General features: G+C 64.3%; 12 protein-coding genes. 11 read left to right on the top strand and 1 reads right to left on the bottom strand.

The window, feature by feature from the left end; genetic code table 11:
- Positions 1-154 precede the first annotated feature (154 nt).
- From tcyJ to AC2T3R_RS01015, 9 genes are all read left to right on the top strand, one after another.
- Positions 155-949 (top strand): cystine ABC transporter substrate-binding protein, encoded by a 795-nt coding sequence (gene tcyJ / locus AC2T3R_RS01055; RefSeq protein ID WP_015268587.1) that lies wholly within the window; start codon positions 155-157, stop codon positions 947-949.
- Positions 946-1,614, top strand: coding sequence for a cystine ABC transporter permease (tcyL, locus tag AC2T3R_RS01050; protein ID WP_003255849.1), 669 nt, complete (start codon positions 946-948; stop codon positions 1,612-1,614). Before tcyJ ends, tcyL begins: the two co-directional genes overlap by 4 nt.
- Before the next feature lie 2 nt (positions 1,615-1,616).
- Positions 1,617-2,375 (top strand): L-cystine ABC transporter ATP-binding protein TcyN, encoded by a 759-nt coding sequence (gene tcyN, locus AC2T3R_RS01045; protein WP_013970435.1) that lies wholly within the window; start codon positions 1,617-1,619, stop codon positions 2,373-2,375.
- Positions 2,376-2,701: 326 nt separating this feature from the next.
- Positions 2,702-3,943: an SfnB family sulfur acquisition oxidoreductase gene (locus AC2T3R_RS01040; protein WP_486744515.1), complete on the top strand. Its 1,242-nt coding sequence runs from the start codon at positions 2,702-2,704 to the stop codon at positions 3,941-3,943.
- Between the two features lie 151 nt (positions 3,944-4,094).
- Entirely contained in the window at positions 4,095-5,276 is a 1,182-nt protein-coding gene (locus AC2T3R_RS01035) for an SfnB family sulfur acquisition oxidoreductase (protein WP_486744514.1), read from the top strand.
- A complete protein-coding gene (locus AC2T3R_RS01030; RefSeq protein WP_486744513.1) occupies positions 5,276-6,667 on the top strand; it encodes an LLM class flavin-dependent oxidoreductase in 1,392 nt (463 codons plus the stop codon). Before AC2T3R_RS01035 ends, AC2T3R_RS01030 begins: the two co-directional genes overlap by 1 nt.
- On the top strand, positions 6,660-7,460 hold the full coding sequence (locus tag AC2T3R_RS01025) for a MetQ/NlpA family ABC transporter substrate-binding protein (protein ID WP_486744512.1): 801 nt from the start codon (positions 6,660-6,662) through the stop codon (positions 7,458-7,460). The genes AC2T3R_RS01030 and AC2T3R_RS01025 overlap by 8 nt, the downstream gene beginning before the upstream one ends.
- Before the next feature lies 1 nt (position 7,461).
- Positions 7,462-8,571 carry a methionine ABC transporter ATP-binding protein gene (locus AC2T3R_RS01020; protein WP_486744511.1) on the top strand — a complete coding sequence of 370 codons (1,110 nt, stop codon included), beginning with the start codon at positions 7,462-7,464 and terminating at the stop codon, positions 8,569-8,571.
- Complete coding sequence (locus AC2T3R_RS01015) at positions 8,561-9,205, top strand: methionine ABC transporter permease (RefSeq protein ID WP_008096606.1); 645 nt, start codon at positions 8,561-8,563, stop codon at positions 9,203-9,205. Before AC2T3R_RS01020 ends, AC2T3R_RS01015 begins: the two co-directional genes overlap by 11 nt.
- 31 nt (positions 9,206-9,236) lie before the next feature.
- On the opposite strand, the gene dibA is transcribed toward AC2T3R_RS01015, so the two are convergent.
- Positions 9,237-11,132 carry a phosphodiesterase DibA gene (gene dibA / locus AC2T3R_RS01010; protein WP_486744510.1) on the bottom strand — a complete coding sequence of 632 codons (1,896 nt, stop codon included), beginning with the start codon at positions 11,130-11,132 and terminating at the stop codon, positions 9,237-9,239.
- Positions 11,133-11,278: 146 nt separating this feature from the next.
- Between dibA and desA the strand changes: the two genes are divergently transcribed.
- On the top strand, positions 11,279-12,463 hold the full coding sequence (gene desA / locus AC2T3R_RS01005) for a delta-9 fatty acid desaturase DesA (RefSeq protein ID WP_039614263.1): 1,185 nt from the start codon (positions 11,279-11,281) through the stop codon (positions 12,461-12,463).
- Between the two features lie 100 nt (positions 12,464-12,563).
- Positions 12,564-13,592 (top strand): GGDEF domain-containing protein, encoded by a 1,029-nt coding sequence (locus tag AC2T3R_RS01000; RefSeq protein ID WP_486744509.1) that lies wholly within the window; start codon positions 12,564-12,566, stop codon positions 13,590-13,592.
- The last annotated feature ends 97 nt before the right edge of the window (positions 13,593-13,689 follow it).

Below are 13,689 nucleotides of genomic sequence, written 5' to 3'. Positions count from 1 at the left end.
TGACGGAGCAGGCAACCTCGCCTACCCTCAATGCAGCCAGCACCTGGCAAAATCCAAAAGGAAATAACAAAATAATTTTTTAGTATTTCCTGGCCTAAGCAGCCGACCCTATAGTCGCCACCCACTACTTACACAACAAGCGCGGGGCTCTGAAATGTCGAAATTCGCCAAACCGCTACTCAACGCCAGCCTGGCACTCCTGCTGGGTGCCGGCCTGCTCAGTCAGGCCTTCGCTGGCGAGCAGCTGAAGACCATCCAGGAAAAAGGCGTGATCAACGTCGGCCTCGAAGGCACCTACCCACCGTTCAGCTTCCAGGACGAAAACGGCAAGCTGACCGGCTTCGAAGTGGAACTGTCCGAGCTGCTGGCCAAGGAGCTGGGGGTAAAGGCCAAGGTGCAGCCGACCAAGTGGGACGGCATCCTCGCCGCACTGGAATCCAAGCGCCTGGACGTGGTGATCAACCAGGTGACCATTTCCGAAGAGCGCAAGAAGAAGTATGACTTCTCCGAGCCTTACACTATCTCCGGCATCCAGGCGCTGATCCTGAAGAAGAAGGCCGAGCAGCTGAACATCCACAAGGCCGCAGACCTGGCAGGCAAGAAGGTCGGTGTAGGCCTGGGCACCAACTACGAGCAATGGGTCAAGAAGGACGTGCCGCAAGCCGATGTACGCACCTATGAAGACGACCCGAGCAAGTTCGCCGACCTGCGCAACGGCCGCATCGACGCCATCCTGATCGACCGCCTGGCCGCGCTGGAGTACGCGCAAAAAGCCAAGGACACCGAACTGGCCGGCGATGCCTTCTCGCGCCTGGAAAGCGGCGTGGCCCTGCGCAAGGGTGAACCGGAACTGCTGGCAGCGATCAACAAGGCGCTGGACAAGCTCAAGGCTGACGGCACGCTGGCCAAGCTGTCCGAGAAATACTTCGGTGCCGATGTCACCAAATGATCGCTGAAAGCCTGCAACTCGTTGTCGACTCCGCGCCCTTCCTGCTGAAGGGCGCGGGCTATACAGTGCTGCTCAGTGTTGGCGGCATGTTCTTCGGCTTGGTGCTGGGCTTTGCCCTGGCACTGATGCGGTTGTCGAAGATATTGCCCCTGAACTGGCTGGCGCGGGTCTACGTGTCGTTCTTCCGCGGCACGCCGCTGCTGGTGCAGCTGTTCGTCATCTACTTCGGCATGCCGCAGATCGGCATAGAACTCGACCCGATCCCGGCTTCGCTGATCGGCCTGTCGCTGAACATGGCCGCCTACATCTGCGAAATCCTGCGCGCGGCGATTTCCTCGATCGACCGTGGCCAGTGGGAAGCCGCCGCCAGTATCGGCATGACCCGCGTCCAGGCCATGCGCCGGGCGATCCTGCCCCAGGCCTTGCGCACCGCACTGCCGCCGTTGGGCAACAGCTTCATCTCGCTGGTCAAGGACACTGCCCTGGCGGCAACCATCCAGGTGCCCGAGCTGTTCCGCCAGGCCCAGCTGATCACCGCACGCACCTTCGAAGTGTTCACCATGTACGTGGCGGTGGCGGTCATCTACTGGGTGTTGTGCAGCATCCTCGCGCACTTCCAGAACCGCATGGAAGCGCGAGTCAACCAGCATGACCAGGAGCATTGAGCATGATTGAAGTCAAAGGCCTGACCAAGCGGTTCAAAGGCCAGACCGTGCTCAACGGTATCGACCTGACCGTACAACCCGGCGAAGTGGTGGCCATCATCGGCCCTAGCGGCTCGGGCAAGACAACCTTCCTGCGTTGCCTGAACCTGCTGGAAACACCCGATGCCGGGCAGATCCAGATTGGCGATATCAGCATCGACGCCAACCGCCCGCTGGGTGGGCAGCAAAGTGCGATTCGCCGCTTGCGCCAGCAGGCCGGGTTCGTGTTCCAGAACTTCAACCTGTTCCCTCATCGCACCGCCCTGGAAAACGTGATCGAGGGGCCGGTGATCGTCAAGAAGACACCCCGCGAGCAGGCGATCGAACTGGGCCGGCGCCTGCTGGCCAAGGTCGGCCTGGCCGGCAAGGAAGACGCCTACCCGCGGCGCCTGTCCGGTGGCCAGCAACAACGGGTGGCCATCGCCCGCGCCTTGGCCATGGAGCCGGAGGTGATCCTGTTCGACGAACCGACCTCGGCGCTGGACCCCGAACTGGTGGGTGAAGTGCTGGCGACCATCCGCGGCCTGGCCGAGGAGAAGCGCACCATGATCATCGTTACCCACGAGATGAGCTTTGCCCGCGATGTGGCGAACCGGGTGATCTTCTTCGACAAGGGCGTGATCGTTGAGCAGGGCGAGGCCAAGGCGCTGTTTGCGGCGCCGAAGGAAGAGCGTACCCGGCAGTTCTTGCGCAAGTTCCTGGGGACTGCTGCTTCCGAGTAAACCTGCACTGGCCCTATCGCCGGCAAGCCAGCTCCCACAGATACCCCACAGTAATCAAGACCTGTGGCGTCCTGTGGGAGCTGGCTTGTCGGCGATAGGGCCAGTACATCCACAGCAAATCCCTCCTTCTATATATATTCCAAAAAGTTAGTTCATAAACTTTTTATAAAGCATTAGGGTATATAAACCGGACCACCGGACCAGCACACATCTGTCGCGATCAGCTGTTAGCGACATAATTCATTTGCGAGGTCAGGAATGGTCAGGATCACGATCACCCCAGTACGGAACGCCAGGGCATTGAGTGCAGCCAAGGAGCGGTACTGATGTCCAGCCAACCCGATACCCAATTCCACAGCGATCTCGACAGCTCGCCCCTGCTGCTGCCGGCCAAGGTTCTACGCAACGACGCCGAAGCCCTGCAAGCAGCCCGCGAACTGGCCGAGGTCGCCCGCGAGCAGGCCGCCCGCCGCGACCAGCAACGCAAACTGCCATGGGCCGAGATCGAACTGTTCACCCGCAGCGGCCTTGGCAGCATCAGCGTACCCAAGGCACATGGCGGCCCGGAGGTGTCGTTCGAGACCGTGGCTGAAGTGTTCCGCATCATCAGCGCCGCCGACCCGGCCCTGGGGCAGATCCCGCAGAACCAGTTCGGCATGCTGCAACTGTTGCGCCTGACTGCCACCGAGGCGCAGCAGGCGGTGATCTACCGCAGCGTGCTCGATGGCTGGCGCATCGGCAATGCCGGCCCCGAGCGCGGCACCAAGGACACCCTGACTCTCAAGGCCAGGATCACCCGCGTCGGCGACAGCTATCGCATCAGCGGCGAGAAGTTCTATTCCACCGGTGCCCTGTTCGCCCACTGGGTGGCGGTCAAGGCACTGGACGACGAAGGTCGCCAGCGCCTGGCATTCGTCCGCCGAGGCAGCCCGGGGCTGCGCATCGTCGATGACTGGTCCGGTTTCGGCCAGCGCACCACTGCAAGCGGCACCGTGCTGCTCGACCAGGTCCCGGTGGATGCCGACCTGGTGATCGACAACTGGCGCCAGCGCGACATTCCCAACATCCAGGGCGCTGCCTCGCAACTGATCCAGGCGGCGATCGATGCTGGCATTGCCGAAGCATCGATCGAAGACGCCATCAGCTTCGTGCGTGAAAAGGCCCGGCCATGGATCGAAGCCAAGGTCGACCGCGCCAGCGACGACCCTTACGTAATCGCCGACATCGGCCGCCTGAAGCTCGAGCTGCACGCCGCCGAAGCCCTGCTGCGCAAGGCCGCGCGGGTCCTTGACGAGGTCAACGCCGAGCCGATCGATGCAGCAAGCGCGGCGCGGGCCTCGATCGCTGTGGCCGAGGCGAAGGTGCTGACTACCGAGATTGCCCTGCAGGCCAGCGAAAAGCTGTTCGAGCTGGCCGGCAGCCGCGCCACCCTCGCCGAGTTCAACCTCGACCGCCACTGGCGCAATGCCCGGGTGCACACCCTGCATGACCCAGTGCGCTGGAAGTACCACGCGGTTGGCGCTTACCACCTCAACGGCACCTTGCCTGCACGGCATTCCTGGATCTGATTTAAGGGCCTTGGGGCTGCTTTGCAGCCCAATCGCCGGCAAGCCAGCTCCCACAGGTCCTGCACTGCCTTCAAGACCTGTGCGGTCCATGTGGGAGCTGGCTTGCCGGCGATTGGGGCGCGAAGCGGCCCCTAGGGTCCCGGAGAGCAATATGACGACAGCAATCATCACCAGCGACACCCAAGCCCTGAACGTCGCCGAAGAAGTCGCCCGACACCTGCGCCGCGACAGCGCCCTGCGCGACCGCGAGCGCCGTCTGCCGCACGCCGAACTGGAACTGTTCACTCGCTCCGGCCTGTGGGCCATCAGCGTACCCAAGGCCTTCGGCGGCGCCGGCGTGTCCAACATCACCCTGGCCAAGGTAATCGCCCGCATCGCCCAGGCCGACGGCTCGCTAGGGCAGATCCCGCAAAACCATTTCTACGGCCTGGAAGTCCTGCGGGTAAACGGCACGCCCGAACAGCAACAGCGCTTGTACGCCGAAGTACTGGCGGGCAGCCGCTTCGGCAACGCCCTGGCCGAACTGGGCACCAAGACCGCCAACGACCGCACCACGCGCCTGTCCCGCGACGGCGATGGTTTTCGCATCAACGGCCGCAAGTTCTACTCCACCGGCGCCATATACGCCCAGCGCATTCCCACTTCGGTGGTCGATGAGCAGGGCGTGCAGCACCTGGCCTTCGTCCCGGCCGACAGCCAGGGCCTGCAGGTGATCGACGACTGGAGCGGCTTCGGCCAGCGCACCACCGGCAGCGGCTCGGTGGTGTTCGATAACGTGTATGTCAGTGCCGCCGACGTGGTGCCGTTCCAGAGCGCCTTCGAACGCCCCACCCCGGTCGGCCCGCTGGCGCAGATCCTTCATGCCGCCATCGACACCGGCATCGCCCGCGCCGCATACGAAGATGCCCTGCACTTCGTGCGCACCCGCAGCCGCCCCTGGGTCGACTCCGGCCTGGACAAGGCCAGCGATGACCCGCTGACGCTGAAGAGTTTTGGCCATCTGGCGATCCGTCTGCACGCCGCCGAAGCCTTGCTGGAGCGCGCGGGCGAATATCTGGACCGCGCCCGCGACGACAGCACTGCCGAAAACGTGGCCGCCGCCTCCATCGCGGTGGCCGAGGCCCGTGCCATCAGCACCGAGATTTCCCTCGCGGCCGGCACCACCCTGTTCGAACTGGGCGGTAGCCAGGCCACCCTGGCCGAACACAACCTCGACCGTCACTGGCGCAACGCCCGCGTGCACACCCTGCACGACCCGGTGCGCTGGAAGTACCACGCCATCGGCAACTACTACCTCAACGATGCCAACCCACCACGCCGGGGGACCATCTGATGGCCAAGCAGATCCTGCTCAATGCCTTCAACATGAACTGCGTCGGGCACATCAACCACGGCCTGTGGACCCATCCACGGGACACCTCGACCCAGTACAAGACCCTGGATTACTGGACCAGCCTGGCGCGCCTGCTGGAGCGTGGGCTGTTCGACGGCTTGTTCATCGCCGACATCGTCGGCACCTACGACATCTACGGCCAGTCGCTGGACGTCACCCTCAAGGAGTCGATCCAGCTGCCGGTCAACGACCCGCTGCTGCTGGTCTCGGCGATGGCCGCCGTCACCCGCCACCTGGGCTTCGGCCTTACCGCCAACCTCACCTACGAAGCGCCGTACCTGTTCGCCCGGCGCCTTTCCACCCTGGACCACCTGAGCCATGGCCGGGTGGGCTGGAACATCGTCACCGGCTACCTCGACAGCGCCGCCCGGGCCATGGGCCTGGCGCAGCAACCCGAGCATGACCGCCGCTACGACCAGGCCGACGAGTACCTGCAGGTGCTGTACAAGCTGCTGGAAGGCAGCTGGGCTGACGATGCCGTGGTCGCCGACCGCCAGCAGCGCGTCTATGCCAGGCCCGACAGGGTGCGCAAGGTCAACCACCAGGGCGAGTTCTACAAGGTCGACGGCTACCACCTGTGCGAGCCCTCGCCGCAACGTACACCGGTACTGTTCCAGGCCGGCAGCTCGCAGCGTGGCCTGGCCTTCGCCGGCAACCATGCCGAATGCGTGTTCATCAGTGGCCAGGACAAGGCCGCCACCCGCGCCCAGGTCGACAAGGTGCGCGCCGCCGCCCAAGCCGCTGGCCGCGCCCCGCAAGCGGTCAAGGTGTTCATGGGCATCACGGTGATCGTCGCCGCCACCGAGCAGCAGGCCCAGGCCAAGCATGCCGAGTACCTGCGCCATGCCAGCGCCGAGGCCGGGGTCGCGCACTTCGCAGCGTCCACCGGCATCGACTTCGCCGCCTACGCCCTGGACGAGCCGATTGCCTTCAGCCAGGGCAACGCCATCCAGTCGGCCACGCGCCAGTTGCAGGACAGCGCCTGGACCCGCCGGCGCCTGCTGCAGCAGCACGCCCTGGGTGGCCGTTACGTGACCCTGGTCGGCGCGCCCGAGCAGGTGGCCGAACAGCTGATCGCCTGGGTCGATGAAACCGGCCTGGACGGTTTCAACCTGACCCGCACCGTAACCCCGGAAAGCTTCGAGGACTTCATCGACCTGGTCATCCCGCAGTTGCAACAGCGTGGCCGCTACAAGACCGCCTACGCCGAAGGCACCCTGCGCGAAAAACTGTTCCAGGCCGACCACCCGCATTTGCCCGCCGACCACCCTGGCTCGGCCTACCGCTTTACCTCTACCCCTGCCCCGACTGGAGCCCTGCACCATGCTTGATAAATTGTTCCGGCCCGTCGCGGCCATTGCCCTCTCCCTCGGTCTGTCCGCCAGCGCGCTGGCTGCCGAACCGCTGAAGATCGGCACCACCTCGGCCTTTGCCATCCCGCTGGAAGCCGCAGTGGAAGAAGCGCACAAGCAAGGCCTGGAAGTGAAGCTGGTCGAATTCAGCGACTGGATCGCACCCAATGTCAGCCTCAACAGCGGCGACATCGACGCGAACTACTTCCAGCACATCCCGTTCCTGGAAAATGCCAAGGCAGCCGCGGGCTTCAACCTGGTGCCCTACGCCCCGGGCATCATCAACAACGTCGGCCTGTACTCGAAAAAGTACAAGAGCTTCGCCGACCTGCCCGAAGGCGCCAGCGTGGCCATCGCCAACGACCCGATCAACAGCGGCCGTGGCCTGCAGCTGCTGGCCAAGGCCGGGCTGATCACCCTCAAGCCGGGGGTCGGCTACAAAGCCACCGAGGACGATATCGTCGCCAACCCGAAAAAACTGAAGATCCTTCAGGTCGAGGCCGTACAGCTGGTTCGCGCCTATGACGACGCCGACCTGGTGCAGGGCTACCCGGCCTACATCCGCCTGGCCAACAGCTTCGACGCCGGCTCCGCACTGCTGTTCGACGGCCTGGAGAACAAGGAGTACGTGATCCAGTTCGTCATTCGACCGCAAAGCAAGGACGACCCACGCCTGGCCAAGTTCGTCGACATCTACCAGCACTCGCCAGTGGTGCGCGCAGCCTTGGACAAAGCCCACGGCAAGCTCTACCAGGCCGGTTGGGAGGGCTGACATGAGCCAGGCCAGCGCGCTGCGGGCGCCCACCACACAACCACTGCCGCCAACGGCCAGGGAGCAGGCCCTGCGCCCGGAGGTCAATGAAGCCCATGTGCGCTTCATCGGCCTGGGCAAGACCTACCCGGGCCAGGCGCAACCGGCCTTGCAAGGCATCGACCTGAACATCCGCCATGGCGAGATCTTCGGCATCATCGGCCGCAGCGGCGCCGGCAAGTCATCGCTGCTGCGCACCATCAACCGCCTGGAGCAACCCAGCCAGGGCCGGGTGCTGATCGACCAGGTGGACATCGCGCCCTTCGACGAGGACCACCTGGTAGCCCTGCGCCGGCGTATCGGCATGATTTTCCAGCACTTCAACCTGATGTCGGCCAAGACCGTGTGGCAGAACGTCGAGCTGCCCCTCAAGGTGGCCGGCGTGGCCAAGGCGGAGCGCCAGCGCAAGGTACGCGAACTGCTTGAGCTGGTGGGCCTGCGGGAAAAGCACCACGTGTACCCGGCGCAGCTGTCCGGCGGGCAGAAGCAGCGCGTGGGCATTGCCAGGGCGTTGGTGCATGACCCCGAGATCCTGCTGTGCGACGAGGCCACCTCGGCGCTGGACCCGGAGACCACTGCTTCCATTCTCGAACTGCTGCGCGACATCAACCAGCGCCTGGGCCTGACCATCGTGCTGATCACCCACGAGATGGCGGTAATCCGCGATATCTGCCACCGGGTGGTGGTGCTTGAACGTGGAGAAGTGGTCGAGCAGGGTGAGGTCTGGCGGGTGTTTGGCTCACCGCTCCACGAAGTCACCCGTACCCTGCTGGCACCGTTGCAAGCCAGGTTGCCAGCCGCGCTGCAAGCCAGCCTGCGGGCCAACCCGGCAAGCCGCGACAGTGCCGTGGTGCTGAGGCTGACCCTGCTCGGCGAGCCCGAACTGTCTGCCCTGTTCAACGACCTTGGCGGCCGCGTACGCCTGCTGCAGGGTGGTGTGGAAACCATTGGCGAGCATGCCCTGGGGCAGCTGATCCTGTCGGTGCAGCACTCACCGCACGACACCCATCAATTGCTGGAGCGCGCCCGCCGCTGGGCCGAGGACGTGGAGGTACTGGGCCATGTGGTTTGATCGCCTGCTGGAAGGTTTGCTCGATACCCTGCTGATGGTCGGTGTGTCGTCGCTGATCGCCCTGCTGGTGGGGGTACCGATGGCGGTGCTGCTGGTCACCAGCGACAAGGGCGGGATCTTCGAGGCGCCGCTGCTGAACCGGGTGCTGGGTGCATTCGTCAACCTGTTCCGCTCGATCCCGTTCCTGATCCTGATGGTCGCGCTGATCCCCTTCACCCGCTTGGTAGTGGGTACCACGTATGGCGTGTGGGCGGCAGTGGTGCCACTGACCATTGCCGCCACTCCGTTCTTCGCGCGGATTGCCGAGGTCAGCCTGCGCGAAGTTGACCACGGCCTGGTGGAGGCTGCACAGGCCATGGGCTGCCGGCGCTGGCACATCGTCTGGCACGTGCTGCTGCCCGAGGCGCTGCCGGGAATTGTCGGGGGCTTCACCATTACCCTGGTGACCCTGATCAACTCCTCGGCCATGGCCGGAGCGATCGGTGCCGGGGGCTTGGGGGATATCGCCTACCGCTATGGCTACCAGCGCTTCGACAGCCAGATCATGCTGACCGTGATTGCCATGCTGGTGGCGTTGGTGGCGTTGATCCAGTTGGGTGGCGACCGGTTGGCGAAAGGCTTGAACAAGCGCTGAATTCTTCGCGGGCATGCCCGCGAAGGGGCCTTCAACCCCAGCGCAGATCCCCGGCAGGCACCGGCCGCCCGAACCAGTACCCCTGCCCAAGCTGACACTGCTCATGCAGCAGGAAGCTGGCCTGCTCGGCCTGCTCGATGCCCTCTGCATGCACTTGCATGCCCATGCTGCGGGCCAGGGCGATGATCACCCGGACGATCGCGATATCGTCCTCATCCAGCGGCAACCCGGCAACGAAGCCTTGGTCGATCTTCAGCTTCTGCACCGGCAAGCGCTTGAGCCGCAGCAGCGATGAATAACCGGTGCCAAAGTCGTCGATAGCCAAGGTCACCCCCAGCTCGCGCAGGCGATGCAACTGCTCCAGCGCCACCTCCGGGTCCTCCATCACCGCGCTCTCGGTCACCTCCAGCTCCAGCAAGGCCGGGGCCAGGCCGGTGTCGTCCAGCACCTCGGCCACCTGCTGGTACAGCTCGTGCTGGCCAAACAGGCGGCTGGAAATGTTCACCGCCACGAATGCCAACTGCCGCCCTTCACCCTGCCATCGCACCATCTGCCGACACGCCTGGCGTAGTACCCAGGCGTCGATCTCGGCAATCAGCCCGGTACGCTCGGCAATCGGGATGAATTCGCCCGGTGGAACCAGGCCGCGCTCAGGGTGCTGCCAACGCACCAAGGCTTCGACGCCGACCTGGCGGCCGGTCGCCAGGTCGTGCACCGGCTGGTAGAACACCCGCAGCTCGTCCTGCTCCAAGGCTCGGCGCAGCTCGCCGGCGGTTTCGACCCGGTGTTGGGCGTGAGCGGTCAGCTCTTCAGTGTACAGCGCATAGCAGGCCCGCCCGTTGCTCTTGGCCTTGTACAACGCCGAGTCGGCATTGCGCAGCAACTGCTCGGCACTCAAGGCATCGCTGGGGAACAGGCTGATGCCCACGCTGACGCTGATGAACAGGCGGTGACCGTCGAACTGGAACGGCTCGCGCATGCGCTCGATGATGCCCTGCGCCAGCTTGCCCGCCTGGCCAACCTCATGGCAGTTTTCCGCCAGCACGCCAAATTCGTCGCCCCCCAGGCGCGCCAAGGTCACGCCGCTGCGCAGCACCTCTGACAGGCGCTCGCCCACCAGCTTCAGCAACTGGTCGCCAATGGTGTGGCCAAGGCCGTCGTTGATGCTCTGGAAATGGTCCAGGTCCAGCAACAGCAGGGCACAACCACGCTTGTTGGCCTGGGCTGCGGCCAGCGCCTGCTCGACCCGGTCGTTGAACAGCAGGCGGTTGGGCAGGCCCGTCAGTGGGTCATGGTGGGCCAGGTAGGCCAGTTCCTGTTCAGAATGCTTGATCGCGCTGATGTCGCTGAACACCGCCACGTAATGGCTGAGCTCGCCTTGATCGTCGCGGATGGCGCAAATGGTCTGCCATTGCGGGTAGATTTCACCGCTCTTGCGCCGGTTCCATATTTCGCCGCTCCACTCGCCCTTTTCCGCCAGAGTGGCGAAGATCTGCTGGTAGAACGCCAGGCCATGGCGGCCCGACTTGAACTTGTTCGGGCGCTGGCCGATGACCTCGTCCTGCTGGTAGCCGGTGATACGCATGAAGGCACGGTTGACGTGCACGATCAGGCCATGGCGGTCGGTCACCAGCACGCCTTCGAGGGTGCTGTCGAACACTGCCGCAGCCATGCGCAGGCGTTCACGGTCTTCACCACGCATACGCGCGCCAACACCGATGAAGTCGAGCAGCCGCACCCGCGACACATAGATCAGCACGGCGCTCAGCAGCACCCAGACCACCACGTTGATCTGCCGGCCCACGGTCAGTGCCAGGGGGTCGTCGGTCATGCCGTGCAACACCACCTCGGCCAGCGTCAGCCAGAGGATCGAGAGCACCACATACAGCGCAGCCATGCGCAAGGCGTCGCGAACGGAAACAGACATGTCGGGTGCAATTGCCCATGAAAAATGATGGGGCATTATAAAGGCTGAAACATGTCGTGACTTCCTATCTGAACGGGTGACTGTATTTATTTCCTGCCCAAGGGATAATCAGCCCCTCCTCCCGCATTCCGAGGGTATTTACACCTATGTGGTACAACGGCCTGCTCGACTTGTCGGCCTGGCAACTGGTCGGCATTACACTGTTGATGACCCACGTGACCATCGTCAGCGTCACGGTCTACCTGCACCGCTACTCCGCGCACCGGGCCCTGGAGCTCAATGGCGCGCTCAAGCACTTCTTCCGTTTCTGGCTGTGGCTGACCACGGCGCAGAACACCCGCGAATGGACCGCCGTCCACCGCAAGCACCACGCCAAATGCGAAACCCCCGACGACCCGCACAGCCCGCTGTACAAGGGCCTGGGCACGGTGCTGCGCAAGGGTGCCGAGCTTTACCGGGAAGAGGCGCGCAACCCTGAAACCCTGCGCATCTATGGCAAGAACTGCCCGGACGACTGGATCGAGCGCAACCTCTACTCGCGCTACAAGCTGGGCGGCATCGCGCTGATGGCGGTAATCGACCTGCTGCTGTTCGGCACCATCGGCATCACCATCTGGGCAGTGCAGATGATGTGGATTCCGTTCTGGGCCGCCGGCGTGGTCAACGGCCTGGGCCACGCTCTCGGTTACCGCAACTTCGAGTGCCGCGACGCCGCGACCAACCTGGTGCCGTGGGGCATCGTCATCGGTGGCGAAGAGCTGCACAACAACCACCACACCTACCCCAACTCGGCCAAGCTGTCGGTCAAGCGCTGGGAGTTCGACATGGGTTGGGCGTGGATCCGCCTGTTCTGCCTGCTGCGCCTGGCCAAGGTACAGCGCGTGGCGCCCATCGCCCACCGGGTGGCAGGCAAGGCCAGCCTGGACATGGACACCGCCATGGCCATCCTCAACAACCGCTTCCAGATCATGGCCCAGTACCGCAAGCTGGTGATCGGCCCGCTGGTCAAGCAGGAGCTGGCCCGCGTCGATGCTTCGCTGCGCCATCACTTCCGCCGCGCCAAGCGCCTGTTGTCGCGCGAGACCAGCCTGCTGGAAGACCGTCACCATGTGCGCATCGAGTCGATGCTCGCCCACAGCCAGGCGCTGAAGACCATCTACGAAAAACGCCTGGCCCTGCAGCAGATCTGGGCGCGCACCAGCGCCAACGGCCACGACATGCTGGCCGCCATGAAGGACTGGGTACATGAGGCGGAAACCAGCGGCATCCACGCCCTGCGGGACTTCGCGGCACAGCTGAAGACGTACTCCCTGCGCCCGACCGGCGCCTGACCGCCGTTGATCGGCACGCCCCTTTGGCTGGGCGTGCCGCCCGGAACTTCGCCCTCTCGTTTACACTCATATCTGGCACATCGCCCGCGTGGCGGGCCAGATGCTGGCCGCACGCTTTCACGCCGAGATCTGCTCCGTGCACATGGCCAAGAACATTCCGACGACACTGCCCGGCACCCCGCCTCCGGAAGCCGCCCAGATCTTGCTTGCGCTGCTCCACGCCCAAGGCGAGGTTGCCCGCCTGAGCGAGCGCGAACAGCTGTTCAGCTCGCTGCTCGATAGCGTCAATGCGGTGCTATGGGCCTTCGACTGGGAAACCCGTCAGGTGCTGTACGTCAGCCCCGCCTACGAACGCATCTTCGGCCGCTCGGCCAGCCTGGTGCTGGCCGACTACAACGAGTGGCGCGACAGCATCTACCCCGACGACCTGGAGTTCGCCGAGCGCAGCCTGGCCCAGGTACTGCTCAAGGGCTCGGTGGAAGACCGCGAGTACCGCATCCTCAATGCCGACGGCCAGCTGCGCTGGCTGAGCGACAAGTGCTACATCAACCAGCAACGCGATGGCGACCGGGTGATCATCGTCGGCATCGCAGAAGACATCACCGAGAAGAAGCAGCTCGAAGGTGAACTGCAGCGCCTGGCCACCACCGACGTGCTGACCCAGAGCAGCAACCGCCGGCACTTTTTCGAATGCGCCCAGCAAGCCTTCGACAGCGCCCGCGAAGACGGTACACCACTGGCCTTCCTGCTGCTGGACATCGACGACTTCAAGCGCATCAACGACAGCTACGGTCACCAGGAAGGCGACCAGGTGTTGCAGCAGATCGCCGACAGCGGCAAGGCCGTGCTACGCCGAGGTGACCTGTTCGGGCGCATTGGTGGCGAGGAGTTCGCGGCAGTGTTCCCCGGCTGTAGTGCCCAGGTCGCGGAGCAGATTGCCGAGCGCTTGCAGCGGCAGATCCAGCGGCTGAGCTTCAGCCATGGGGAGCAGACCTACGGGGTGACGGTGAGCCAGGGGGTGACCGGGCTGACTGACGAGGATGTGGCGCTGGACAGCCTGTATGCCCGGGCCGATGCGGCGATGTACCAGGCCAAGCGACAGGGCAAGAACCAGATCGTCCGCGGCTGAGCTCTGGGGGTGCTCTGCACCCCAATCGCCGGCAAGCCAGCTCCCACAGGTACGGCGCAATCCTCCAGCCTTGTGCAGTACCTGTGGGAGCTGGCTT

Source organism: Pseudomonas sp. PVC-5-1 (assembly GCF_057444345.1).
The sequence above is the reverse complement of the archived record's forward strand: the minus strand, read 5'-3'. Positions and strand labels throughout refer to the sequence as shown.